This is a genomic window from Halosimplex pelagicum, assembly GCF_013415905.1.
GTDB classification, from domain to species: domain Archaea; phylum Halobacteriota; class Halobacteria; order Halobacteriales; family Haloarculaceae; genus Halosimplex; species Halosimplex pelagicum.
Window position 1 is genome coordinate 3,228,108 of the sequence record NZ_CP058909.1, and the last position, 21,499, is coordinate 3,249,606.

Genomic DNA, 21,499 nt, shown 5'->3' on the forward strand with positions numbered 1-21,499 from the left:
CGCTCGCTTTCACCGGACCGTGCCCCCGTGTCTTTTGGGGGTTCACTCCGTCCCTGGGATCGATGCGAGATTTCACGGTCGGCTCGGTCTGGGGGATCCCCATCCGGATCAACGTCTCTCTGGTCGTCTTCCTCCCGATCCTCGCGTGGATCATCGGGAGCGGAACGCAGATCGACGTCTACGCGAACATCGTCAACACGTTCGCGCCCACGCAGTTCGACGTGGCGACGCTCACCGCGGGGTCGACGCCGTGGGTGATCGGCGCCGGCGCCGCCGTCGGCCTGTTCGCCAGCGTCGGCGTCCACGAACTCGGCCACGCCTGGGCGGCCCGCAGGTACGGCATCGGCACGCAGTCGATCACGCTCTGGCTGCTCGGCGGTATCGCCGCCCTGGAGGAGATGCCCCGCGAGTGGAACCGCGAGTTCTGGATCGCCATCGCCGGGCCGATCACGAGCGTCCTCACCGGCGTCGCGTGCTACGCGATCCTGCTCGCCGTCCCCGGGTCGGCCACCGTGGTCGGGTTCGTCTTCGGCTGGCTCGTCGTCACGAACATTCTGCTGGCCGTCTTCAACCTCCTGCCCGCGTTCCCGATGGACGGCGGGCGGGTCCTCCGGGCGCTGCTCGCCCGCACCCGACCGTACGAGGCGGCGACCGCGACCGCCGCCCGCTTCGGCACCGGCTTCGCCGTGCTGTTCGCCGTCGTCGGCGTTCTCAGTTTCGCGCCGATGCTGCTCCTGCTCGCCCTGTTCATCTACGGCGCGGCCTCGACGGAGTCGCGGACGGTGATGCTCCAGGGCCTGCTCACGGACCTGACCGTGCGCGACGTGGCGCGACTCGACGCCGAGCCCATCGACGCCGACGAGTCGGTCGCCGCGTTCACCGACCGGATGATCCGCGACCGGCGGACGGTCTACCCGGTCGTCGACGCCGGCGAGACCGTCGGCGTCGTCGCCCTCGACGCCGTGCGCCGAACCGACTCCGCCGACCACGACACCACGCGGGTCCGCGAGATCGCGACCACCGACCTGCCGCGGGTCCCGCTCGACTCGCCCGCCTTCGACGCGTTCGTCGAACTGAGCACCCACCCGTCGGGGTACGCCTTCGTCGAGGACGGCGGCGAGGTGGTCGGCCTCGTCTCGGCCGAGGACTTCACGCACGTGCTGCAGTTCCGTCGCGACGGCGTCGATATCGGCCCGAAGGAAGCGTTCTGACCGGGCGACGACCGCGACGGCTACTCGTCGAGCAGGTTCTCCTCGATGCCCTGGTTGCCCCCGACGAGCGCCGTCAGCCGCCGCGTGCCCGCGTCGAACAGCGACACTACCGGGCCGAGCGCTACCTCGACCAGTTTGAGCGGCCGGGCGACGCGGCGGCTCCACGTCCGGCCGTGGCCGAGCCCGTAGGACTTCGGGACGATCTCGCCGAAGACGAGGATGAGCGTGCTCGCCCCGACCGTCGCGAGGACGACCGCCAGTCCCGGGGAGAACACGTCGGCGACCAGCAGCGTGACGATGCTGGAGATCGCCATGTTGACCACGTTGTTCCCGACGAGGATCGTGACCAGCAGCCGGTGAGGGTCCGCGCGGAGCTCCGCGAGCGCGGCGCCGTCGGGCGACCCGTCGGCCGCCGCCTCGCGGACCCACTCCTCGGGCAGCGAGAAGATCGCCGACTCGCTGCTGGAGAAGAAGGCGCTGAGCGCGACCAGAACGACCACCGCGGCGACCGACGGGACGAGGACGGCGAGCGTGACCATAGGTGGGTGTCGGCGACCGGACGGATGAATCCCCGGCCGCCAGGTCGAACGTCGCGCCCCAGCCGTCCGTCCCGCCGGCCGGAGGCCACCGGGCTATTTACGCCGGGTTTCCCAACGAGCGGACGACACGCCGATGACCGACCGCTGGCTCTACCCGTGGGCGCTCGGGTCCGTCTCCTTCGGCGGAGCCTCGCTGCTGGTCCCGCTGTACGTCGTCCAGCTCGGGGCCTCTCCCGTCCAGCTCGGCCTGCTCGCGTCGACGGCGGCGCTGGTCGGCGCCCCCGGTGCGGTCCTGTTCGGGCGGCTCGCGAACGGGGTGGGCCACCGTCGCTCGCTCGTCCTCGCCACGCTGGCGGTGGTCGCGCTCGCGCTCGCCGCCGTCCCGCTCCTGACCGGCGTCACGGCCGTCGTCGTCGCCAACGCGGCGCTGTGGCTGGTGGTCGGTTCCGTCGCGCCGGTGCTGACGATGCTGGTCGTCGACGACGCGCCCGAGTCGGCCTGGGGCGAGCGGATCGGCCTGCTGAACAAGTACCAGGGCTACGGCTGGGCCGGCGGCCTCGTCCTCGGGACGGTGTGGCCGCTCGTCGGGGTTCGCCTCGTCGGCGCGGACGCGGCGACGCGCGCGCTGTTCTGGCTGCTCGCGGCCTGTGCGCTGGTCAGCGCCGTCGGCGCGGCTCGGACGCTCCCCCGGCCCGAGGGACACGTCACGAGCGAGCGGAAGGTCCGCCGGATCGCCCGGTTCGTCACGAACTCCCGCCGGAACGTCAGGGGCGCGACCTTCGCGTTCGCGCCCAACCGGCTGTACTGGACGACCCGGACCGTCGACCCGCGGGCGCTGGCGGGCCGGATCGACCCCGCGCTGGGGACGTACCTCGCCGCCGCCGCGCTGTTCTTCACGGGCTTCGCGGCGTTCTGGGCGCCGCTGCCGCTGTTTCTCACTGACGCCGGATTCGGATCCGGTCAGGTGTTCGCGCTGTACCTGGTCTCCAGTCTGGCTTCCGCGGTCCTCTACGAGGGCGCCGGGCGGCTGGCCGCCCGCTACGACGTGCGGCTGCTCCAGTCGGGCGCGCTCGCGGTCCGCGGGCTGTTCTTCCCGGCGGTCGCCGCCCTCGCCGGACTCGGCGCGCTGGCGGTAGGATTTGTCGCCGTCGGGACGGCGCTCGCCGTCCTCGGGCTGACGTGGGCGGTCATCGCCGTCGTCGGGACGGCCATCGTCACGCGGCTCGCCCCGCCCGACCTGCGCGGCGACGTGCTCGGCGTCCACACCGCGCTGGGGGCGGTCGCCGGCGGGGTCGGCGGCGTCCTCGGCGGCTGGGCCGCGACCACCGGCTACACTGTCGCCTTCGCCGTCGCGGGCGGTCTCGTGCTGCTCGGCGGCGGGCTGGTCCTCTCACTCGGGATGCTCTCGGGCGGCGAGCGCGCAGTCGGGCCGTCCGACGCCGCGGGCGACGCGGGGTCGGCGGCCGGCTTGGGGGACAGCGACGGGCCGCGACCGGACTGACCCCGACCGCTCCTCGGTCACAGGACGACGAAAAACAGCGTGAGCCAGCCGCAGACGACGACGAACCCGGCCACCATCGCGACGGCGGTGTAGCCGATGATGTCGCGGGCTCGCAGGTCGGCGATGGCCAGCAGCGGGATCGCCCAGAACGGCTGGATCATGTTGGTCAGCTGGTCGCCGAGCATCTCGATGACGACCGCCTGCTCGGGCTCGTACCCGAAGCCGGTGGTGATGTCGAGCATGATCGGCCCCATCGCCACCCACTGCCCGCCGCCCGACGGGATGAAGACGTTGACGACCCCGGCGACGAGGACGCCGACCACCGGCCAGGTCGCCGGCGTCGCGAACGCGCCGAAGAACTCGACGATGAGCGTCGCCAGTCCCGTTCCCGTCAGCAGGCCCGCGATCCCGGCGTAGAAGGGGAACTGGAAGATGATCCCCGAGACGTTCGTGACGCTGTCTTTCATCTGGGCGACGATGGCCGTCGGGCGCGTCCAGAGGGCGATGGCGAGCAGCAGGAACAGGGCGTTGATGCTGTTGAGCGTCAGGTTGGCGATGCCGCCGGGTCGGATCACCCACGCGTCGACCACGAAGTAGGCCGGGAACAGCGCGACGGAGAGGCCGATGGCCCTCGAATCGTTCAATCGGTCCGCGATCGATCGGCTGTCTTCGCCGCCGTCGGTCGCCGGGTCGCCGCCCCGGCTCTCGGTCACGACCGCGTCGATCTCGCGGTAGGTCCGCCGCGGGAGTTCCCGGACGCCGTCCTCGGGGTGGAGCAGTCCCATGACGACCGGCACGACGGCCAGGAGCGTCCCCGTGGTGACGATGTTGGCGGGGCTCCCGATCGTTCCCGCGAGCGGGATCCCGACGCGGGCGTACTCGGGGAACGTCGCCGGGATGAGCGACGGGTCGGCCATCAGGAGGCCGACCGACGAGGAGAGGCCGCCGTGGAACACCATGAGGCTCGTGTACCCGGCGGCGGCCAGCAGGGGGTAGTGGACGGCGATCCCCTTCTCCCGGCACTCGTAGGCGACCCGCTTGGCCATGATCGCGCCGACGATGAGGCCGATCGCCCACGAGACCACGGCGGCGGTCATGGCGACGAACGACGTGAACCAGACCGCCGTGAACCGGGAGTTCGGGAGCCGCGCGAGCCGTTCGAGGCCGCGGGTGAACGTCGGCGACTTGGCGATGGCGTCGCCGGCCATCAGCAGGACCGAGATGGCGGCCATGAACGGTAGCAGACTCCAGACGCCGCCCGTCCAGGCCCGGAGCGTCTCCCCCGGGCCCGAGCCCGTGGCGAGAGCGGCACCGCTGGCGACGAACGTGAGGACGATCGCGATGACGTACGGGTCCGGGATGTACTCCTCCGAGAGGTCCGAACACCGTTCGCCCGAGCGGCGAAGCAGGTCGAGCACGACTGGGGGGACCGACCACGAGTAGAAAAAGACCGGGGACGAGTAGGTACAAGGGGCTCCTCGACAAGTGGGGAGACATGAGCGACGAGACCCCGAACGTCGCGGTCGTCTGCCAGGGCGGCGGGAGCCACACGGCCTTCACCGCGGGCGTCCTCGGGGAGCTGTTCGACCACCCCGAGCCGGACGCGAACGTCGTCGGGTTCAGCGGCACGTCGGGAGGCGCCATCTGCGCGCTGCTCGCCTGGTATGGCCGCGTCCACCCCGACCGCTCGCCGCGCGACCTGCTCGTCGAGTTCTGGGCGGACCTGGCCGCGCGACGGCCCGCCCATCGGTTCGCGAACGCCGCGGTCCAGTGGGGGAGCGGACTGGAACAGATGGGGTTCGCGGTCCCCGAGGTCAGCCCGTACCACTCGGCGGGCGCACGGTGGGGCCAGACGGAGATGCGCCGGCTGCTCGACCGCCACGTCGACTTCGCGGCGATCCCCGACCTCCTCGACGGGAGCGAGCCCGCGCTGCTCGTCAGCGCCATCGACGTGCTCTCCGGCGAGTTCGAGATCTTCCGCGAAGACGAGATCTGTCCGGAGGCGATCCTCGCCTCGGCGGCCGAGCCCCACCTGTTCGAGGCCGTCGAGTACGACGGCGGGCTCTACTGGGACGGGCTGTTCTCGAAGAACCCGCCGATACAGGACTTCATGACCATGGACGACGTCACCGACCCCGACGAGGTCTGGCTCGTGAAGATCAACCCCCAGGAGCGGGCGCGCGTCCCGAAGACGATGGCCGAAATCAACGACCGGCGCAACGAACTTGCGGGGAACCTCTCGATGAACGGCGAGATCCGGTTCGTCAAACAGGTCAACGAGTGGATCGAGAAGGGATACCTCCCGGACCGCTACACCCACACGGAGATCAAGCGGATCCGCTTTCGCCGACAGGGGCTCGACTGGCGGACGAAACTCGACCGCAGCCCGGAGTTCATCGACCGCCTCATCCGCGACGGCGAGCAGGCCGCCGCGTCGTTCCTCGACGAGCGGGCGGGCGAGTCGGCGGCTCAGTAGGTGAGGCTCATCCCGCCCTCGTGGGTCATGTCGCCGCCGTCGAGGTGTCTGCTGTGGTGTGAACAGCCCATGACGAAGAGGTTCGCGACCTCGTAGGGCTCCATCATCTCCTTGACGCGCGTCCGCTCCAGCATGACCTTCTCGACGACCTCGTCGACGGTCATGTCGCGGCGGTCGGCGGTGTCGGGCAACTGCTTGGCGACGAGCGCCGTCTTGACGTAGGCGGTGCTGACGGTGAACGCCCGGATCGCCCCCTCCCCCTCGGCGGCGATGGACTGGGTGAGCCCGCGGAGGCCGAACTTCGTCGTGTTGTACGCGACCTTGTCGCGGGTGACGATGTGGCCGTGGACCGAACACATATTGGCGACGACCCCCCGTCCGTCGTCGTTGTCCCGGAACTGCGGGAAGCAGTGTTTCGCGAGGACCAGCGGGGCGCGCTGCATCACGTCGTGCATCAGGTCGTACTTCTCGATCGGGAACGACTCGATGGGGGCGACGGTCTGGAGGCCCGCGTTGTTGATCAGGTACCGGACCGACCCCAGGTCGGCGGCCGCCTCGACGATCCGTTCCAGGTCGGCGTCGTCGGTCAGGTCGGCGACGACCGTCTCGACGCGCCCGGGAAGGTCTAGGTCCGCCGCCATCGACCGCGTCTCCGCGAGCCCCGCTTCGTCGCGGTCGGTCGCGACCGCGGTGAGCCCGTTCGCCGCGAACGCCAGCGCCGTCGCCCGCCCGATCCCGGCGCCGCCGCCGGTGACGATGGCGACGTTCTCGCTCGCGTAGTTCGGGTCGTCGACCACGAGGAGGTCGTCCCGCGTCAGTTCGCTCGGGCCGTACTTCTCCATCGCCTCCTCGACTGTCATATCTGCCATGCGTCGACGACGGACCGAACGCGGTAATAGCTACGGGACGGCCGACCCGGCGAGCGACGAGCCGCGGACCGACTCACTCGGCGGCCTCGGGATCGCTGGGGAGCGTCGCCGCGAGCCGTTCGGCGACCATCGGGCTGACCAGCCCGGCCAGCTCCATCGCCTCCGTCTCGTGGTCGTCGAGGTCGAGCACCCCCCGGAAGAACCACGAGACGGTCACGTACGTCTCGTGGAGCTGTTCGGCCCGCTCGCGGCCCGCCTCGGTCAGCGTCACGCCCTCGTATGGTTCGTAGGCCACCAGCCCGTCGTCGGCGAGCCGCTGGCACATCTCCGTCGCCGCCGCCGGCGACCTGTCGAGCATCTCGGCCATCCTCCCCGGCGGAACCGGCGGACTGCGCCGGTGTTCCGCGATGTAGATGGCCAGGAGGTACTGTGGCACCCTGTTCATCGGTCCGGGCCGAACCCCGCTGGGTCGTCCGCCTCACTCGATACGGGCGACTCCCGTCGCATGGGATTAGGCTAGCCTAAATCGTATAAAGAGGTTCCGGATTTTAGGGCGACCGAAATTACGGTGAGCAGTGTACAAGAGAGGACCGCACGCCGCGACTGGGCGCCCGAAAACCGGGGCACGACCGAGCAGCGGGGGTCCAGACCGACTACGTACTGTTTGGCTGGCGGGTCGGGCGAGGTTCCCGGAGCGTCCCGTCACCGCGGGGGAAATCTCACCGTCGATGAGACGGCGTCAGGCGTCTAGCTCGGCGTTCGGGGCGTTGCGTTTGACGCTCTCGATACCGTCCCGGGCCCCGCTGCGGTCGCTGTACCCCTGGCCGCTGTCCATCAGGATGTTGCCGTTGCGGTGGCGGAGCCGCCAGCGGTGTTCGCCGCCGGCGTCCTCGTAGATCTCGAAGGCGGCGCGACCGATGTCGAGGGCGTCCGCCTCGGGCGCGTACTCGCGGACGCGGTCGACCGCCTGCTCCGCCTCGTCGCGCGAACTGTACCCCTCGCCGCTGTCGGCGAGGATCTCGCCGTTGTCGCTCAGGAGCCGCCAGCGGTGTTCGCCGGCGTTGTCCTCGTAGACCTCGAACTCCAGGTCGTCGACGCGCTCGCGGACCCGGTCGACCGCCCTGTTGGCGTCGTTGCGACGGGTGTACCCCTCGCCGCCGTCGGCGAGGATCTCGCCGTTGCGGTGGACGAGCCGCCAGCGCCACTCGTCGGCCTCGTCGCGGTAGACCTCGAAGCCGGCGGGGTCGAACCAGAGGTAGTCGGCCGGCCCGACGTACGACTGGACGCGGTCGACGGCCCGCTGGACGTTGCTCCGCGAGGCGTAGCCCTCGCCGCCGTCGCCGAGGACGTTCCCGTTGTCGTGGCGGAGCCGCCAGCGGTACTCGCCGGCGCTGTCCTCGTAGACCTCGATCGTCCCCTGGCTCTCCCGTTCCTCGACGGGTTCGAACTCGTCGTCCTCGTCGGGGATCTCCGCCTCGCGCTCGAACAGCAGCGTCGTCGCGCCGAGGGCGTTGCGGCGGACGCTGGCCATCCCCTTCTGGGCGTTGTGTTTGCGGGTGTAGCCCTGACCGCTGTCGGCGACGACGTTGCCGTTGCGGTGGCGGAGCCGCCAGCGCCACTGCTCGCTCGTGTCCTCGTACAGTTCGAATCGCGCCTGGCTCTCGTGGAGCGCGGCGAGCGTCGCCTCCAGGTCCGCCGACTCGCTCTCGCTCGCGCCCGTCGCGTCCCGGGCCTCCTCGAGCTCCGCCGCCAGCTGGTCGCGTTCCCGCTCAACTTCGGCGAGTTCGGCCTCCAGGTCCGCGCTCCTGCCCTCGCTCGCCGCCAGGTCCTCGCGGGTCACGCCCGCTATCAGCGGTGCGACGACGCCGACCAGCGTGATGATCGCGAGCCCGACGGCGTAGAGGACGATGACGGGCTGGTTACCCGTCTGGACGTTCCAGTCCGCCGGGAACACCAGCACGAACCAGGCCGCCGCGACGAAACAGACGGCCTGCCCGAGATACGCCGCGTAGTTGGCCCACGGCTGGAGCGGTAGCCTGATCACGGATCCCGCGACCAGCATCGCGAGGCCGACGGCCGCGACGAAGATGCTCACTTCACGGAGGGTGAACCCCGAACCCCCGGCCGCCGACGAACTCGGCAGGAACAGGACGACCCCCAGCGTCCCCAGCACCAGCCCCGTCAGGAACACCCAGTACCCCCGAACCTCGTCGTGTGTCGTCGGTTCCCCGACTCGATCCCGATACACGCCGTACAGCAGCCCGTCGTTTGTCTCGGATGCCATGTCTCAATATTGATATTACTTCCCAGGTACTTAAAATCAGTTGGCGGTCAGCGATCACGATGCCGATCGAAACGGCACGATTCGCCCGATATCTCGTGGTTCGGCTGTTCCTTCGACGTGCTGGGTTTCGGTAGCGGCCAAAATTGGCTGTCCCCGTGGCCGACCCGCAGTGACACCGCACGCGGTCGTCGGTGTTCCGGCGATGGCACCTAATTCGATATCGCGGATAGCGATATACGAGTCGTGGGCGGGCCTCAGTCCGCGGCGCCCGGAACGTCCCGCTCGCCGTCGATCCCGCGCTCTTCGGGGGTGAGATAACACTGCGGGTCCGGGCCGAAGGGGTCGTCGCCGTCCGACAGCGCCCGCAGGCGGGAGCCGCCGCGGCAGATGTCCTGATACCGACAGTCGGCGCAGCGGCCGGTGAGGTGTTCCTCCCGGTCGCGGAGCGCCCCGAGCAGCGGGTTGGACTCGTCGGTCCAGATGTCACCGAACGGGCGGTCGCGGACGTTGCCCAGCGAGTAGCCCTGCCAGAACTGCGTGAGGTGGACGTTGCCCTGGTAGTCCACGTCCGCGATCCGCTCGCCCGTCGGGTCGCCGCCGTTGGTCAGGAGGTACCCGCGGATCCGGTCGGCCATCGCCTCGCCCAGCTCTCGGCGGGCGTACTCGACGAGGTAGGCCGCGTCGGCGTAGTTGCCCACCAGCAGCGTCTCGATCTCGTGGCCTGCGTCGTGGTACTCGCGGGTCAGCTCGCAGACCCGCCGGACCGCTCTCCGACGCTCCTCGGGGGTGAGGTCCACATCCTGGATCTCGGCGCCGCGCCCGCCGTAGTCGAGGTGGTAGAAACAGAAGCGGTCGACGCCGCGGTCGGCCAGCAGGTCGACCACGTCTTCGAGGTCGTCGGCGTTGTGTCGGGTGATCGTGTAGCGGAGCCCGGTCTTCAGCCCCGCCGACTGGGAGGCCTCGATCCCCTCCAGTGCGCGCTCGAACGCGCCCTCCTGGCCGCGGAACGCGTCGTTGCGCTCGGGCATCCCGTCGACGGAGACGCCGACGTACTGCAGGCCCGCGTCCCGGAGTGCGGCGGCCCGCTCCTCGGTCAGCAGCGTGCCGTTGGTCGAGAGGACGGGTCGCAGCCCGGCGTCGCTGGCGTGGTCGACCAGTTCGACCAGATCCTCCCGGGCCAGCGGCTCGCCGCCCGAGAAGAGGACGACGGGCGCGCCGAACTCGGCGAGTTCGTCGAGGAACTGTTTGCCCTCCGCCGTGGTCATCTCGCCGGGGGCGGGCTCGGTCTCGGCGGCGGCGTAGCAGTGGTCGCAGTAGAGGTTGCACTGCTTCGTGCAGTTCCAGACGACGACCGGCCGGCGCTGCTTGCGCTCGCGGATCTGCGCCTTCTCGGACTCGTCGGCGGCGTCGTAGCGGAGGCCGTCGCCCTCCGCGTCCAGATCGCAGAGGAGCTTGCTGACCGAGATCACGCCTCTTCACCCCCGCTCTCGCCGGAGCGCGCGTCGCCGTCGGCCTCGACCGCCTCGCCGGCGCGCTCGGAGAGGGCGACGCCGTCGGCGGCGAACCGTCGGGTCTCGTCGGCGGGACAGAGCCACAGCGCCTCGGCGCTCCAGGCGAACAGCTGCGCGGCCTGTTCGCGGGCGATATCGGCCGAGGGGGCGCTGACGCTGCCGGCGTGGGTCAGGGGGTCGTCGGTGGCCTCGCGGACGAACAGCTCCCACTCCCGAGTCACGTCGCCGCGGGGCGCGTCGACGGTCGCGTCGAGGGGCGGGTCGCCCGGCTCGCGGTCGCCGGAATCGCGGTCGTCGGGGTCGGACATATCGGACGAGACGGCCTCGCCCTTCATACTCACCGCACCGGATTTTCACTCCCTGGGAACGCGGCGGCCCGCTTAGGTGGCGCGGTCCGAACTCCACGGCGATGACCGAGACTCGAACGGGTCCGCCGGGAGCCGCCGACGGGAAGCCGAACTCGGAGCGCGAACGCCCGACCGCTCGCCGACGGAGGTGCCGCTGATGCGGCCGCCCGTCGACACCGCCGAGCGGCCGCTCGTCCTCATCTGGGAGGTGACTCAGGCCTGCGAGTTGACCTGCGACCACTGCCGGGCCGACGCACAGCCGGCTCGCCATCCCGACGAGCTCTCGACGGCCGAGGGGAAGGAACTGCTCGACCAGGCGGCCGACTTCGGCGAGCGCCAGCTGGTCGTCCTCTCGGGCGGCGACCCGATGAAGCGGCCGGATCTCGTCGATCTGGTCGACTACGGGACCGACCGGGGCCTCACGGTCTCGCTGACCCCCAGCGGGACGGACGAACTCGACGCCGACTCGATCGGGGCGCTGGCCGACGCGGGGCTCAAGCGGATGGCGCTCTCGCTCGACGGCGCGACGCCCGAGCGCCACGACGCCTTCCGCGGCGAGTCGGGGAGTTTCGAGGCGACGATGCGGGCGGCGAGACAGGCTCAGGAGGCGGGGATCCCGCTGCAGATCAACACGACCGTCTGCGCCGACACCGTCGAGGACCTGCCGGCGATCCGCGACGCGGTGGCCGAACTCGGCGCGGTGCTGTGGAGCGTGTTCTTCCTCGTGCCCGTCGGTCGCGGGCAGGTGTTGGACCCCGTTTCGCCCGAGCGCGCCGAGCGGGTCATGGAGTGGCTGGCCGAGGTGGCCGACGAGGCGCCGTTCGGCCTGAAGACGACCGAGGCGCCTCACTACCGTCGAGTCCGCCGGCAGGCGGCCGCCGAATCGGCGGGTGCGTCGGGAGCGGGGAGCGGGGGGCCGACCGACGACGAGAACCGGCGGGCGAGCGTCCTCGCGGGCGACGGCTTCGCGTTCGTGAGCCACACCGGCGAGGTGTACCCGTCGGGGTTCCTGCCGCAGTCGGCGGGCACCGTCCCGGAGGACCACGTCGCCGAGGTGTACCGCGAGTCGGACCTGTTCACGGCGCTGCGGGACCGCGACGAACTGGCCGGGAAGTGCGGCGCCTGCCCGTTCAGGGGGGTGTGCGGCGGGAGTCGGTCGCGGGCGTACGCCCACACCGGGGACCCGCTGGCGAGCGACCCGCTCTGTGGGTACGTCCCGCCGGACTACGACGGGCCGCTCCCGTGGGACGACGCGGCCGACGCGGTCCGGGCCGACGGGCGCCCCTGACTCGCGAGACGGCTCTTCCCCGGGGCCGCGGCGGACATGTTCGATTCGTGTGACGTGCCCGAGGCGTCGGGTGCGGTCGCTCTCGGCGGGTCGCGGCCGATCGCGGCGGTCGTGTGTCGGTGCGATTATAACGGTCGTCCGGTAAGTGCCGGTAGCAATGGTCCGTGACCCGTTCGCGGACGACGAGGCGCCGGACCTCCAGGAGGTGCTCGACGCGCTCGACGACCCGGACTGTCGGGCGATCGTCAGCGCGCTGGAGGAACCGATGACCGCCAGCGAGATCTCCGAGGAGAGCGACATCCCCCTGTCGACGACCTACCGCAAGCTCGACCGGCTGGAGGAGGCCCAGCTCCTGTTCGAGGGGACGGAGATCCGCCCGGACGGCCAGCACGCCAGCATCTACGAGGTCGACTTCGAGGAAGTCGTCATCGCTTTGACCGAGGAGCGCGAGTTCGAAACCGAGATCGCCCGTCGGCCGCGGACGCCGGACCAGCGCCTCGAATCGCTCTGGTCGGAGGTGCGCAAGGAAACATGAGCCCACACGCTACACCCGGTACCATCGTACTCGTCGCGTTGAAGACGATCACGCTCATCCTCGGCGGGATGATCACCTACTTCTCCTACAAGGCCTACCGCCGGAGCGGCGCCCGGCCGCTGTGGTATCTCGCGGTCGGGTTCGGGATCGTGACGGCCGGAACCTTCCTCGCGGGCGCCATCGACCAGGCGATACGCTTCTCGCTGTTCGGCGTGAACGTCCCCTTCTTCGGCGGCAACGTCGACAACCAGACGGTCGCCGACTTCGCGCTCGCCATCGAGAGCGCGCTGACCGCCACCGGCTTCGCCGTCATCGTCTACTCGCTGTACTCGGAGTAGCCGTCCCCGGTCGCTCGCGCCTCCGAGACCCCGTTTTCACCCCACGACATCCGCGACGATCGCATCTCTCCCCCGAGAGACCCGTCCGGAGCGACACTCGCGGCCGAACCGTCGGTTTCCCCATCGTCGCCGGTCCCGCTGTTCGACCTGTTCCCGGACGATGTATCGTATGTCGCTATATCGAAGTCGGGCCCAGTGGATCTGAATGTGCACGAGAATCCGGGAGATCGTCGTTACTCGAATTGGAGAGGGTCAACTCAACGGCGACAAGCGAGAATCACATTAATTTTAGTGACGCTCCCTGCAGATCGGTCAATCACTTCTCTCTGTTCGCCAGAGTTCAATAATACCGTGAGTTCCACGGTGATCAGGGCGATTGAAATATCTCCCCTCCAGTTTGTCTTCTTCCTCTTTATATTCAAGCATCGCACTCCCGTAATGAGGATGTATGTCATCGCCGGAATTCCCGCCCTCATTGAAATAATTGTAAGAAAGGGTCGGCCATGCTTTCTCTTTCACAAGGATCGTCGCAGAGCGGCTATATGAAGATGATTCAGCGCCTCCGAGTGAAATCCGTATTCGATCCCAAGTTTGTTTTATCGTGATATTGGTCTCGATCTTGACCTTGTTCTCTCTCTGGTCCCCATCGGTAACAATTGCTTCATTGCCGATATTCTCCTCATCTTCTGATGTGTAGATATATCCTTCCCAGTTCCCATTGAGATTTGGTATCTTAATTACCCCATGTTGATGTAACCAATCCCACTTCCAGAGAAATCGCGTAAAAGCGATGTAGAGAGCGGTTGAGATCACTCCGATAGTCAGTCCTAGAATTGGCCCGAGAAGTCGGATACCTCCAAAATAAACGAGTGTACTTACAACTCCGATCAAAATATACCGTTGATGCCGATCCCCTTGGTCAGTTGAGAAGCTGTGCATTTTTCTTAGCGTCGTACCAGTCTTCCCACATCTCTCGAAGTCGCGTGACGAACTCCTCTGCTTCTTCTGTATTCCACTGAGTATTGCTATTACCGAACAGTGGCTCCATCTCGGATACCTGATCGAATTCAGACCACTCTTCATTTTCTAAGAACGTCAGTGTCTCGTCAAAACGATCCGCTCTGTTCGTTCGCTTTAGGATGTCTTCAGGGACGTTGTAGATGAGACACTCAATCCCATAAGAGTGAGCGTCGATAGTCCATAAGGTATCGAAGTGCTCATTGTAGTAGTCCCGAGCGTTTTTGAAGATACGGACGGTCTCCTTGTAGTTCCGATGCTTATTGCATCCATTCTCGTAGTGGAACGAAGGGTAGTTTACTATCAGTTCATCTGTGTAACGGGGCTCAAATGCCATCCCAGTTTCATACTCCCCGTCTTGATACCCATCATAGGATTTGTAATAGCGGTGTTCAACGCACGGCACGAGATCGACATCAACACTAACTCGACTACTATCGTCGCTGATCTCGATTGCTTTCCCGTTCCAGCTGATCACGGTGCTTTCGAATCGAGAACTTAACTACTGCCACACATCCTGTGAAAAATCGTCGTAGCCGTAATCAGGGGTCCCATGGTGGCGATGGTACTGCTCCTTCTCATCTTCTGAGAGTTCAGAGAGATCCCGATGCCAGGCAGATGTGAGCTTGGCGATGACATCCACGTCGCTGCTACCGTACGTGTGAGTGGTGTTCTTGTAGGATCCTTGCCGTAGAACCTGAAACGAGCAATCACTCTGCTCAACCGGAGACCGGCCTTCCTGAAGGATTCGTTCAATTCTATTAGCTGCCGCCTTTGAACCCTCGTCAGCTCCCGTTTTGTGCCAATCCTTGAACTTTGAGTCTGGGATCCCCATTCAACATCCCACCTGCGTATATAGATACTCGTTCATCAATCGTGATGTATTAGCCGGATATACTTAAACGATCGTCTACCACGGTGAAAGTGGAATCTGTTTATTCACACACTAAGTCATCTAGATGGCTGTGATTGGATGATTCAAACCGGGTGTGAATCAGTATATAAGTAACAAGCGCTCTCTGAAGGGCCGAAGTATACAGTATTCTATTTGAACCCTATGCACAGATTTCGTCGTTCGGAACTACTGCGAGCCGGTCGGCCGTGAGTAGGACCGCGATAGTTCGTCGAACGCGGCCGTCTCTGGACTGGTCGGGTCGCCGCTGGACGACACCGCGGGTGTCATCGGTGTGGTCGGGTGACACCGATGTCGTCCGATCTATATGTGCGGCACGCTCCAACGGTCGGGATACATGCGCGTACTGCTGCTCGGAGCCAGCGGACGGATCGGACGGCGCGTCGCGACGGAACTGCTCGACCGCGGCCACGAAGTCACCGGCGTCTCGCGGAGCGGAACGGTCGAGGGAGTCGACGACCCCTCGTTCGTCGCCGTGTCGGGCGACGCGACCGACCCCGACGCCGTGGCACGGCTGGCGACCGGCCACGACGCCGTCGCCAGCGCGCTCGGGCCGGGCGAGGACGAGGACCCGGCGGTGCTGGTCGAGCTGATGGACGCGGTGGTCGAGGGGATGCGCCGGGCGTCGGTCGACCGCCTCGTCTGGACGGGCGGCGCCGGCGGCCTGTACGTCGGCCCGGACACCCGGCTGGTCGAGACCGACGAGTTCCCCGACGAGTGGGAGGGGCTGGCTCGGTCGGCCATCGAGGCATACGAGGTCCTCGCCGAGGCCGACGACCTCGAGTGGACGTACCTGGCGCCGGCCGCGGTAATCGAGCCCGGCGAGCGCACCGGCGACTACCGCACCGCCGAGGGCGAACTCGTCGCCGACGAGGAGGGCGACAGCTACATCTCGATGGAGGACTTCGCCGTCGCGCTCGCCGACGTGCTCGAATCGGGCGAGGCGGTCCACACCTGCCTCGGGACCGGGTACTGAACTGGGGGTGTCTGCGGGGGTCAGAACTCGTAGACGACGGCCTCGAACGGGCGGAAGGTCGCGCCGACGGGGTCGGCGGGGGCGTCGTCGCAGTTGCTTACGAGAATTTCGGCGTCGTCCGCGGCCAGGCCCCCCGGCTCGAACGTCGCCGACTCGTCGGACCAGTTGCAGACGACGAGTCGGCGTTCGCCGTCGAGTTCGCGGGTGAACGCGTAGAACTGGTCGTCGTCGGGGACGAGGGGTTCGTAGTCGCCGTAGACGAACACGGGGTCGTCGTCGCGCAGTTCGATGAGCCGGCGGTAGTGGTGGAAGACCGACTCGTCGTCGGCGCGGGCGTCCGCGGCGTTGACCTCGCCGTAGTTGTCGTTGACGGGGAGCCACGGGTCGCCGTCGGTGAAGCCGGCGCCGTCGGCGTCCGCCCACTGCATCGGCGTGCGGGCGTGGTCGCGGCTGCGGTAGTTGACCGCCTCGCGAACCTCGTCGAACGAATCGACGGCCCCAGCGTCGATCATGTCCTCGACGAGCCCGACCGTCATCGCGTCGTCGATCTCCGAGAGGTCCTCGAACTCGGTGTTCGTCATCCCGAGTTCCTGGCCCTGATAGAGGTAGGGCGTGCCCCGCATCGTCAGCAGGAAGGTGGCGATGCAGTTCGCAGAGCGCCGACGGTACGAGTCGTCGCCGAACCGCGAGACGATCCGCGGGTGGTCGTGGTTGCCGAGGAACAGCGCCTCCCAGGCCGGCTCGGCGACTTCCCGCTGGTTGCGGGTCATCAGCTCCTTGAACTCGGGGAGGCTCCACTCGCCCCAGTTGTCGTCGGTCCAGTCGTCGGCCTGGTCCACGTCGAGGTGGTCGAAGTGGAACACCATGTCCAGACAGTCGCCCCGCTGGACGAACTCGCGGGCGTCGTCGGCGTCGGCGCCGCCCATCTCCCCGGCGGACATCGCCTCCTCGGGGACGACCGCGCCGAGTTCGTCGAGGTACTCCCCCAGCCGCGGGCCGAAGGTGTAGTGTTCCGACCCCAGCGGCCCGGGCTCGTCGGAGTCGCCCGCGGGGTATCCCTCGGGCTTCGAGAGGTGGCTGATGGCGTCCATCCGGAAGCCGTCGATGCCCCGGTCGACCCACCAGGAGACGACCTCTTTGACCGCCTCGCGCACGTCGGGATTGCGCCAGTTCAGGTCGGGCTGGTTCTCGTTGAAGACGTGGAGGTACCACGCTTCGCGCTCGTCGTCCCACGACCACGCCGAGCCGCCGAACAGCGACTCCCAGTCGTTCGGGGGTTCGTCGGGTTCGCCCTCGACCCAGTGGTAGTAGTCGGCGTACTCGCCCTCCTCCCGACGGGACTTGCGGAACCACTCGTGTTCGTTGGAGGTGTGGTTGACGACCAGATCCATGATGAGTTTCATGTCCCGGTCGTGGAGTTCGTCGCGCAGGCGCTCCCAGTCGGCCATGTCGCCGAACTCCTCGTTGATCGCACGGTAGTCGCGGATGTCGTAGCCGTTGTCGTGGTTCGGGGAGTCGTAGACGGGCGAGAGCCACACCACGTCGACGCCCAGCTCGTCGAGGTAGTCGACCCGCTCGGTGATGCCGGGGATGTCGCCGACGCCGTCGCCGTCGCTGTCGGAAAAGCTCCGCGGGTAGATCTGGTAGACGACTGCCTCCTTCCACCACTCGCGGTCGATGCGACTCTCCTGGGTCTGTCGTGGCTGTGTCATCGTTCTGTGTCGATGGCGCTGTCTGGGGCCTGCGCTTCGGGGTCGGGCGTCAGGTAGACCCGCGCCTCCCACGGGCCGAGGTCGAGGGCCCGGCCGGGGACCGCGGGAGCGTCGTCGTTGGCGAGCGCGAGTTCGAGGCCGTCGACGGTCACGTCGGCGGGCACCTCGAAGGTCGTCGGCTCGTCGTCGAAGTTGAGGACGACCAGCGCGCGCTCGGTGGACTCGTCGTCCCCGCCCGCGAGGGTGCGGGTGTACGCGAACAGGTCGGGGTCGTCGGGGGCGAGCAGCTCGAAGTCGCCGTAGACGAGCAGGTCGCGCTCGCGGAGCGCGACCAGGTCGCGGTAGTAGTGCAACACCGAGTCGGGATCGTCGCGGGCGCGGGAGACGTTGACCTCGGCGTAGTTGGGGTTGGCGTCGATCCACGGGTCGCCGTCGGTGAAGCCGGCGTGGGCCTCGTCGGTCCACTGCATCGGCGTGCGGGCGTTGTCGCGGCTCATCGCCTCGACGGCCTCGCGTACGTCCTCGTAGGCGTCGGCGTGGCCCTCGGCGTCGTCGACGGCCGACGCGACGTAGTTGCGGACTTCCACGTCCCGCAGGGCCTCGCGAGTCTCGAAGGGCGCGTTCGTCATCCCGATCTCCTCGCCCTGGTAGACGAACGGCGTGCCGCCGAGGGTGTGGGTGAGCGTCCCCAGAAGTTTCGCGGATTTCCGGCGATACTCACCGTCCGACCCGAACCGCGAGACCATCCGGGGCTGGTCGTGGTTGTTGAGGTACAGCGAGTTCCAGCCGTCGTCGGCCAGGCCCTCCTGCCACTTCGCGAGGATCTCCTTGAACTCGACCAGGTCGGGGTCGTCGGCGTCGAACTTGTGTTCGCCGTGGTCGAAGGTGACGTGCTCGAACTGGAAGAGCATCGAGAGCCCGTCGCCGTCTTCGCTGACGTACTCGCGGGCGTCGTCGACGGAGACGCCAGGGGTCTCGCCGACGGCCAGGACTGACTCGTCGTCGAGGACCTCCTCGACCATCTCGCCGACGTACTCGTGGACGCGCGGGCCGTTCATGAAGTGCTCCGCGCCGTCCGAGTCCGGGCCGCCGTCGGGGTAGTCCTCGGCCTTGGATATCATGTTGATCACGTCCATCCGGAAGCCGTCGATGCCCTTCCCGAGCCACCACTCCATCATGTCGTAGACCGCCTCGCGCACGTCCGGATTGGCCCAGTTCAGGTCCGGTTGCTTCTCGTCGAAGAGGTGGAGGTACCACGCCTCGCGCTCGTCGTCCCACGACCACGCCGAGCCGCCGAACACCGACTCCCAGTCGTTCGGGAGTTCGTCGGGTTCGCCCTCGACCCAGTGGTAGTAGTCGGCGTACTCCCCGTCCTCGCGCCGGGACTTGCGGAACCACTCGTGTTCGTCGGAGGTGTGGTTGACGACGAGGTCCATGATCAGACGAACGTCGCGTTCGTGGAGTTCGTCGCGCAGGCGCTCCCAGTCTTCCATGTCGCCGTAGGCGTCATCGATGGCGCGGTAGTCGGCGATGTCGTAGCCGTTGTCGGCCTGGGGCGACTCGTAGACGGGGTTGAGCCAGACGGCGTCGACGCCCAGTTCGTCGATGTAGTCGACGCGGTCGATCACTCCTCCCAGGTCGCCGACGCCGTCGCCGTCGCTGTCGGCGAAACTCTTCGGGTAGACCTGGTAGACGACCGCCTCCTTCCACCAGGCGCGCTCGTCGTCGGTGACGCCGCTCATGGCCGGCCACCGCCCCTCTCCGGCGTCGCCGACGCGACGGACGACCGGGGCCGTTCGGTGGTCTCGTCCCGCTCGGGGCCGGCGATTCGCGCGTCGCTTCGGATGGCTCGCTCGCGTTTCATAGGTGGTGTCCCGAAGTCCCCCGCGGACTTCGCTCGTCAAATACTGACTGGAACGACCCACTTAATTCTGACGAGGATATTGAAGAACGGGTTCAACCAAAGTTTTATTGGGTAGTCTGTCATGGTCTTGAACGAGCGATGTCTGACAACCATGACCACGGGTCGAACGGGACGCCCATGTCGCGCCGGCGGATGATGCAGTTGCTCGGTGCGACGGGCGCCGCGACGGGCCTCGCGGGCTGCGGCGGACAGTCGGCAGTGGAAACGGACACACAGGGCGACGGTGGCTCCGACGGGAGCGACGGCTCGGACGGCGGTGACGGCGGGTCCGGTACTCCCGAGTCGACGGCCACGCCGGAAGGGTTCGAGAGCACGTCGATGGCGTCGATCCAGGAGCTGGCCTACGTCACCAACCAGACGCTGCCGGTGTTGCCGGTGATGGAGAAGTTGGCCCAGTCGTTCCAGGCGACCGACGACTGGTCGGTTCCGTCGGCCGACAGCGAGAAGATGCAGGTGTACTGGCCGACCAGCTGGCTGCCGCGGACCGGCGACTGGACGCTCAAGGAGGGCGCCGACGACGAGCGGCTGACCCTCGCCCAGTGGGCCGTCCCCGCCGACTCGCAGTACAACGTCTGGAACGGCACGAACGACGGGGAGGCCCGGCGGATGATCTTCGACCGCTTCATGCGGTACAACGTCGCCACCCGGGAGTACCACCCCTACGTGATCAGCGACTGGGAGGTCGGCGAGTCGACGCTGACCCTCTCGGTCCGCGAGGGCCAGACCTGGCACGACGGCGAGCCCGTCACCGGGACGGACGTGGCCAACCACATCAAGCTCGACCTGTACAACAGCGCCGGCGGCGGCGGGATCGGCCCGTACGTCCTGCCGGAGGGCGACATGAACGCGGTCCCCGACCGCGTGCAGGCCACCGGCGAGAAGACCGTCGAGGTCACGCTCGAACAGGCGGTCAACGAGGACATCCTCCTGTCGCTGCTCGCGCCGACGCGGCTGCGCGCCTACGACGAGGTGTACGGCGAGTACGTGACCGCGCTCGACGAGGCCGAGAGCGACGAGGAGCGGTCGTCGGCGCTGGGCGAGCTGACGGAGTTCACCGACGCCGAGCCGATCGGCAACGGCCCCTTCCAGTGGGAGGACGCCGACAGCCAGCGGACGCTCGTCTCGAAGTACGAGGACCACCCCGACGCGGACAACATCAACTTTCAGGAGGCCGAGTACCTCTACAAACCGCAGAACTCCGGCCGGTGGAGCTCGCTCATCAACGGCGAGACCGACGGCTCGGCGACGCTGTTCATGCCCCAGAACCAGACCCGGCGGCTGCCCGACCACATGCAGACCGCGCTGGTCTCCCGTCACTGGGGGATGGGGATCGTCTTCAACCACGACCGCGAGCCGGTCGACGACGTGCGCGTCCGGAAGGCGATCGCCAACGTCGTCGACCGCGAGGCCGCCGCGGGCAACTCCGCGGCCGGCACCGGGTCGAAGGTCGCGGTCACCTACCCGAGCGGGCTGACCGGCGAGTTCAACGGCCAGATCGAGGGTCACTGGCTCGACGGCGTCGCCGACGAGTTCGACACCTACGGCCGCGCCGAGCAGCGCACCGAGCGGGCCGCCGAGCTGCTCCGCGACGCCGGCTACGAGAAGCAGAACGGAACCTGGCAGAAGGACGGCGAGCCGCTGGAGCTGCCGATCAAGGGGCCCGCGGGCTTCTCCGACTGGGTCTCGGGCGTCCAGACCATCGTCTCGCACCTCCAGGACTTCGGTATCGAGTCCGAGCCGATCATGCAGGACTCGGCGACCTACTGGGGCGGCGACTACGTCGAGGGCGACTTCAAGCTCGCGCTCCAGGGGTGGGCGTCGTACGACCACACCCATCCGTACTTCCACTTCGACTGGATCTACCGGAGCGGCGACGCCACGGACTACTGGAACGTCCCGACGGAGTACGAGGCACCGATCCTGCACGAGGAGCTGCGCGACTCGGAGACCATCGCCCCCGACGGGTACATCTCCGACCTGGCGACGCCACAGGAATGACCGCCCGCAAACTGGCGGCCGCTCGCGTCACGCGACGGTGGAGCTAACAGGCGGCACCGA

20 protein-coding genes are annotated in these 21,499 nt (G+C 67.8%); 8 read left to right on the plus strand and 12 right to left on the minus strand.

The window, feature by feature from the left end:
- Nucleotides 1-62 precede the first annotated feature (62 nt).
- Nucleotides 63-1,211 (plus strand): site-2 protease family protein, encoded by a 1,149-nt coding sequence (locus HZS54_RS16130; protein WP_179918115.1) that lies wholly within the window; start codon nucleotides 63-65, stop codon nucleotides 1,209-1,211.
- Between the two features lie 20 nt (nucleotides 1,212-1,231).
- Here the strand turns inward: HZS54_RS16130 and HZS54_RS16135 are convergent, their stop codons facing one another.
- The gene (locus HZS54_RS16135) at nucleotides 1,232-1,750 is read right to left on the minus strand and encodes a CNNM domain-containing protein (protein WP_179918116.1); all 519 of its coding nucleotides are present in this window, start codon (nucleotides 1,748-1,750) and stop codon (nucleotides 1,232-1,234) included.
- Nucleotides 1,751-1,883: 133 nt separating this feature from the next.
- Here HZS54_RS16135 and HZS54_RS16140 point away from each other — a divergent pair, with 133 nt between their 5' ends.
- Entirely contained in the window at nucleotides 1,884-3,251 is a 1,368-nt protein-coding gene (locus HZS54_RS16140) for an MFS transporter (RefSeq protein WP_179918117.1), read from the plus strand.
- A gap of 17 nt (nucleotides 3,252-3,268) precedes the next feature.
- On the opposite strand, the gene HZS54_RS16145 is transcribed toward HZS54_RS16140, so the two are convergent.
- Nucleotides 3,269-4,669, minus strand: a complete 1,401-nt coding sequence (locus HZS54_RS16145) for a TIGR00366 family protein (protein ID WP_179918118.1) — start codon at nucleotides 4,667-4,669, stop codon at nucleotides 3,269-3,271.
- A gap of 77 nt (nucleotides 4,670-4,746) precedes the next feature.
- Here HZS54_RS16145 and HZS54_RS16150 point away from each other — a divergent pair, with 77 nt between their 5' ends.
- Nucleotides 4,747-5,727 carry a patatin-like phospholipase family protein gene (locus HZS54_RS16150; protein WP_179918119.1) on the plus strand — a complete coding sequence of 327 codons (981 nt, stop codon included), beginning with the start codon at nucleotides 4,747-4,749 and terminating at the stop codon, nucleotides 5,725-5,727.
- On the opposite strand, the gene HZS54_RS16155 is transcribed toward HZS54_RS16150, so the two are convergent.
- From HZS54_RS16155 to HZS54_RS16175, 5 genes are all read right to left on the minus strand, one after another.
- Nucleotides 5,721-6,596: an SDR family NAD(P)-dependent oxidoreductase gene (locus tag HZS54_RS16155; RefSeq protein ID WP_425484342.1), complete on the minus strand. Its 876-nt coding sequence runs from the start codon at nucleotides 6,594-6,596 to the stop codon at nucleotides 5,721-5,723. The two genes, HZS54_RS16150 and HZS54_RS16155, sit on opposite strands and share 7 nt — an antisense overlap.
- Nucleotides 6,597-6,669: 73 nt before the next feature.
- Complete coding sequence (locus HZS54_RS16160) at nucleotides 6,670-7,041, minus strand: metal-dependent transcriptional regulator (protein ID WP_179918120.1); 372 nt, start codon at nucleotides 7,039-7,041, stop codon at nucleotides 6,670-6,672.
- A gap of 294 nt (nucleotides 7,042-7,335) precedes the next feature.
- Nucleotides 7,336-8,880 (minus strand): DUF1508 domain-containing protein, encoded by a 1,545-nt coding sequence (locus HZS54_RS16165; protein ID WP_179918121.1) that lies wholly within the window; start codon nucleotides 8,878-8,880, stop codon nucleotides 7,336-7,338.
- Nucleotides 8,881-9,134: 254 nt separating this feature from the next.
- Nucleotides 9,135-10,349 carry a TIGR04347 family pseudo-SAM/SPASM protein gene (locus HZS54_RS16170; protein WP_179918122.1) on the minus strand — a complete coding sequence of 405 codons (1,215 nt, stop codon included), beginning with the start codon at nucleotides 10,347-10,349 and terminating at the stop codon, nucleotides 9,135-9,137.
- Nucleotides 10,346-10,726 carry an Htur_1727 family rSAM-partnered candidate RiPP gene (locus HZS54_RS16175; RefSeq protein WP_179918123.1) on the minus strand — a complete coding sequence of 127 codons (381 nt, stop codon included), beginning with the start codon at nucleotides 10,724-10,726 and terminating at the stop codon, nucleotides 10,346-10,348. The genes HZS54_RS16170 and HZS54_RS16175 overlap by 4 nt, the downstream gene beginning before the upstream one ends.
- A 169-nt stretch (nucleotides 10,727-10,895) precedes the next feature.
- Here HZS54_RS16175 and HZS54_RS16180 point away from each other — a divergent pair, with 169 nt between their 5' ends.
- The 3 genes from HZS54_RS16180 to HZS54_RS16190 all read left to right on the plus strand — a co-directional run bounded on the left by HZS54_RS16180 (nucleotide 10,896) and on the right by HZS54_RS16190 (nucleotide 12,899).
- Nucleotides 10,896-12,026: a TIGR04053 family radical SAM/SPASM domain-containing protein gene (locus tag HZS54_RS16180; RefSeq protein ID WP_179923044.1), complete on the plus strand. Its 1,131-nt coding sequence runs from the start codon at nucleotides 10,896-10,898 to the stop codon at nucleotides 12,024-12,026.
- A gap of 157 nt (nucleotides 12,027-12,183) precedes the next feature.
- Complete coding sequence (locus tag HZS54_RS16185; protein ID WP_179918124.1) at nucleotides 12,184-12,561, plus strand: ArsR/SmtB family transcription factor; 378 nt, start codon at nucleotides 12,184-12,186, stop codon at nucleotides 12,559-12,561.
- Nucleotides 12,558-12,899: a DUF7521 family protein gene (locus HZS54_RS16190; RefSeq protein ID WP_179918125.1), complete on the plus strand. Its 342-nt coding sequence runs from the start codon at nucleotides 12,558-12,560 to the stop codon at nucleotides 12,897-12,899. The genes HZS54_RS16185 and HZS54_RS16190 overlap by 4 nt, the downstream gene beginning before the upstream one ends.
- A gap of 312 nt (nucleotides 12,900-13,211) precedes the next feature.
- On the opposite strand, the gene HZS54_RS16195 is transcribed toward HZS54_RS16190, so the two are convergent.
- Genes HZS54_RS16195 through HZS54_RS26085 form a run of 3 tightly spaced genes read right to left on the minus strand, consistent with a single transcriptional unit; the run spans nucleotide 13,212 to nucleotide 14,751 of the window.
- Complete coding sequence (locus tag HZS54_RS16195) at nucleotides 13,212-13,838, minus strand: Cap15 family cyclic dinucleotide receptor domain-containing protein (RefSeq protein WP_179918126.1); 627 nt, start codon at nucleotides 13,836-13,838, stop codon at nucleotides 13,212-13,214.
- Entirely contained in the window at nucleotides 13,819-14,394 is a 576-nt protein-coding gene (locus tag HZS54_RS26080) for a nucleotidyltransferase-like protein (RefSeq protein WP_218927076.1), read from the minus strand. The genes HZS54_RS16195 and HZS54_RS26080 overlap by 20 nt, the downstream gene beginning before the upstream one ends.
- 24 nt (nucleotides 14,395-14,418) lie before the next feature.
- A complete protein-coding gene (locus HZS54_RS26085; protein WP_218927077.1) occupies nucleotides 14,419-14,751 on the minus strand; it encodes a nucleotidyltransferase family protein in 333 nt (110 codons plus the stop codon).
- A gap of 415 nt (nucleotides 14,752-15,166) precedes the next feature.
- On the opposite strand from HZS54_RS26085, the gene HZS54_RS16205 reads away from it, so the two are divergent.
- Nucleotides 15,167-15,805 (plus strand): NAD(P)-dependent oxidoreductase, encoded by a 639-nt coding sequence (locus tag HZS54_RS16205; RefSeq protein ID WP_179918127.1) that lies wholly within the window; start codon nucleotides 15,167-15,169, stop codon nucleotides 15,803-15,805.
- Nucleotides 15,806-15,825: 20 nt separating this feature from the next.
- On the opposite strand, the gene HZS54_RS16210 is transcribed toward HZS54_RS16205, so the two are convergent.
- Together HZS54_RS16210 and HZS54_RS16215 are read right to left on the minus strand one after the other, a co-directional pair.
- Entirely contained in the window at nucleotides 15,826-17,517 is a 1,692-nt protein-coding gene (locus HZS54_RS16210; protein WP_179918128.1) for a glycoside hydrolase family 13 protein, read from the minus strand.
- Nucleotides 17,514-19,259, minus strand: coding sequence for a glycoside hydrolase family 13 protein (locus HZS54_RS16215; RefSeq protein ID WP_179918129.1), 1,746 nt, complete (start codon nucleotides 19,257-19,259; stop codon nucleotides 17,514-17,516). Before HZS54_RS16215 ends, HZS54_RS16210 begins: the two co-directional genes overlap by 4 nt.
- A 260-nt stretch (nucleotides 19,260-19,519) precedes the next feature.
- On the opposite strand from HZS54_RS16215, the gene HZS54_RS16220 reads away from it, so the two are divergent.
- Nucleotides 19,520-21,439, plus strand: coding sequence for an ABC transporter substrate-binding protein (locus HZS54_RS16220; protein WP_179918130.1), 1,920 nt, complete (start codon nucleotides 19,520-19,522; stop codon nucleotides 21,437-21,439).
- Nucleotides 21,440-21,499: the final 60 nt, after the last annotated feature.

Excerpts from the sequence above, each read along its gene's own strand:
- HZS54_RS16155 (WP_425484342.1), bottom strand. The coding sequence starts at position 6,596 with ATGGCAGATATGACAGTCGAGGAGGCGATGGAGAAGTACGGCCCGAGC.
- HZS54_RS16130 (WP_179918115.1), top strand. The coding sequence starts at position 63 with ATGCGAGATTTCACGGTCGGCTCGGTCTGGGGGATCCCCATCCGGATC.
- HZS54_RS16215 (WP_179918129.1), bottom strand. The coding sequence starts at position 19,259 with ATGAGCGGCGTCACCGACGACGAGCGCGCCTGGTGGAAGGAGGCGGTC.
- HZS54_RS16150 (WP_179918119.1), top strand. The coding sequence starts at position 4,747 with ATGAGCGACGAGACCCCGAACGTCGCGGTCGTCTGCCAGGGCGGCGGG.
- HZS54_RS16160 (WP_179918120.1), bottom strand. The coding sequence starts at position 7,041 with ATGAACAGGGTGCCACAGTACCTCCTGGCCATCTACATCGCGGAACAC.
- HZS54_RS16165 (WP_179918121.1), bottom strand. The coding sequence starts at position 8,880 with ATGGCATCCGAGACAAACGACGGGCTGCTGTACGGCGTGTATCGGGAT.
- HZS54_RS16175 (WP_179918123.1), bottom strand. The coding sequence starts at position 10,726 with ATGAAGGGCGAGGCCGTCTCGTCCGATATGTCCGACCCCGACGACCGC.
- HZS54_RS16220 (WP_179918130.1), top strand. The coding sequence starts at position 19,520 with ATGTCTGACAACCATGACCACGGGTCGAACGGGACGCCCATGTCGCGC.
- HZS54_RS16185 (WP_179918124.1), top strand. The coding sequence starts at position 12,184 with ATGGTCCGTGACCCGTTCGCGGACGACGAGGCGCCGGACCTCCAGGAG.
- HZS54_RS16205 (WP_179918127.1), top strand. The coding sequence starts at position 15,167 with ATGCGCGTACTGCTGCTCGGAGCCAGCGGACGGATCGGACGGCGCGTC.
- HZS54_RS16140 (WP_179918117.1), top strand. The coding sequence starts at position 1,884 with ATGACCGACCGCTGGCTCTACCCGTGGGCGCTCGGGTCCGTCTCCTTC.
- HZS54_RS16195 (WP_179918126.1), bottom strand. The coding sequence starts at position 13,838 with ATGCACAGCTTCTCAACTGACCAAGGGGATCGGCATCAACGGTATATT.
- HZS54_RS16180 (WP_179923044.1), top strand. The coding sequence starts at position 10,896 with ATGCGGCCGCCCGTCGACACCGCCGAGCGGCCGCTCGTCCTCATCTGG.
- HZS54_RS16190 (WP_179918125.1), top strand. The coding sequence starts at position 12,558 with ATGAGCCCACACGCTACACCCGGTACCATCGTACTCGTCGCGTTGAAG.
- HZS54_RS16210 (WP_179918128.1), bottom strand. The coding sequence starts at position 17,517 with ATGACACAGCCACGACAGACCCAGGAGAGTCGCATCGACCGCGAGTGG.
- HZS54_RS16135 (WP_179918116.1), bottom strand. The coding sequence starts at position 1,750 with ATGGTCACGCTCGCCGTCCTCGTCCCGTCGGTCGCCGCGGTGGTCGTT.
- HZS54_RS26085 (WP_218927077.1), bottom strand. The coding sequence starts at position 14,751 with ATGGGGATCCCAGACTCAAAGTTCAAGGATTGGCACAAAACGGGAGCT.